This is a genomic window from candidate division WOR-3 bacterium, assembly GCA_039802205.1.
Lineage (GTDB): Bacteria > Hydrothermota > Tepidihabitantia > SM23-42 > JAOAFX01 > JAOAFX01.
In genome coordinates, this window is record JBDRWD010000008.1 from 64115 (window position 1) to 65608 (window position 1494).

General features: G+C 46.7%; 4 protein-coding genes. All 4 read right to left on the reverse strand.

All coding sequences use genetic code 11. The features are described 5' to 3' along the window. The coding region (gene rplD / locus ABIL39_03090; protein ID MEO0165104.1) for a 50S ribosomal protein L4 at nucleotides 1–421 on the reverse strand (421 nt) is incomplete at its 3' end. A gap of 14 nt (nucleotides 422–435) precedes the next feature. Continuing rightward, nucleotides 436–1047 carry a 50S ribosomal protein L3 gene (gene rplC, locus ABIL39_03095; protein ID MEO0165105.1) on the reverse strand — a complete coding sequence of 204 codons (612 nt, stop codon included), beginning with the start codon at nucleotides 1045–1047 and terminating at the stop codon, nucleotides 436–438. Then, nucleotides 1044–1355 carry a 30S ribosomal protein S10 gene (rpsJ, locus tag ABIL39_03100; GenBank protein MEO0165106.1) on the reverse strand — a complete coding sequence of 104 codons (312 nt, stop codon included), beginning with the start codon at nucleotides 1353–1355 and terminating at the stop codon, nucleotides 1044–1046. The genes rplC and rpsJ overlap by 4 nt, the downstream gene beginning before the upstream one ends. Before the next feature lie 5 nt (nucleotides 1356–1360). Continuing rightward, nucleotides 1361–1494: elongation factor Tu (gene tuf / locus ABIL39_03105; GenBank protein ID MEO0165107.1), on the reverse strand; the 134-nt coding region annotated here is incomplete at its 5' end.

Consider the following 1494-nt stretch of genomic DNA (forward strand, 5'->3'; position numbering starts at 1 on the left):
TTTTCTTAAGAATCTCTTTTAACGCCTTGGTGCTCGGTCTTTCAAAATTCAAATCTTCAATCACCCGGATGCGCTCTTCTTGGGCAGCAGCACTCAATGCCGCAAGTAATGCTTTGTTTTTCTTCTGCTGGGGCATCACTTTATAATAATCCCGGGGTTTCGGTCCAAACACAACTCCACCTTTGCGCCATATTGGCGAACGGATGCTACCGTGTCGTGCCAGACCTGTTCCCTTTTGTGGCCAGGGTTTTCTCCCGCCACCCCGGACCTCAGCCCGGGTCTTGGTTTTGGCAGTTCCCTGCCTTTGATTATTTAAGATAATTGTAACTGCTTCCCATAGAAGTGCCTTGTTTACCGGTGCTTTAAATATCTTATCCGGCAGCTCGATTGTCCCAATCTCTTCGCCCTTTTGATTAAACATCTTAGTCTCCATATTCACTCTTCCTTAGTTAAAAGTAAAAACCCATTCCTCGGACCTGGAACTGCACCCTTGAGATAAATAATATTGTCTTCGATCTTCACCACCTTAAGGTTTTTTATCGTAACCCGCTCATTGCCATAATGTCCCGGCATCGTTTTGCCTTTTAATATCCGCCCCGGATCCGAATGGCCGTGTCCGGCTGAACCAATCCGGCGGTGGGACATTGAACCATGGGACGCTGGACCTCCGCTCCAACCCCACCTCTTCATACCTCCTGTAAAACCGCGGCCTTTAGTATAACCGGTCACTTTTACCTTGTCGCCCACAGCGAAAATCTTTGCATCCAGTACATCACCAGGTTTGTATTTTTCAATATTCTCGGTCCTTATCTCCGCAAGCCACTTCGCTGAAGCAATATTTGCCTTTTTTAAATGTCCGGCAAGAGGCTTTGTAATATGCTTCTTGGTCCCAAAAGCAATCTGAATCGCCCGATATCCATCTTTCGCTTCATTCTTTACCTGGACTACCGGACAGGGACCTGCTTCAACCTTGGTCACAGCAATCAGCCGACCGTCTTCAGTAAAAAGTTGCGACATACCAATTTTTTTACCAATCAATCCAATCATATCGCTTTCACCTCAACATAGACACCTGCAGGAATTTCCAGTTTGTTAAGGGCATCAATGATATCCGGAGTGACATCAATCAATTCCAGTAATCGTTTATGAACCCGCAATTCAAACTGCTCCCGGGATTTTTTGTCCACATGGGGAGAGCGGAGCACCGTATATAGCGAACGCTCGGTCGGTAAGGGGACTGGTCCAGAAATTTTTATACCAAATCTCTTAACCGTTTCCACAATTGATTTTACGGATTGATCCAGTATCCGGTGGTCGTAAGATTTCAGTCTGATACGTAATCTATTCATTATCAACCCTTTTACTCAAGGATCTGGGTGACAACCCCGGCACCCACCGTCCGACCACCCTCACGAATCGCAAACCGCAAACCCTGCTCAATCGCCACCGGCGCAATCAACTCCACCTCTAAATTCGCATTATCACCAGGCATCA

Excerpts from the sequence above, each read along its gene's own strand:
- rplC (MEO0165105.1), bottom strand. The coding sequence starts at position 1,047 with ATGATTGGATTGATTGGTAAAAAAATTGGTATGTCGCAACTTTTTACT.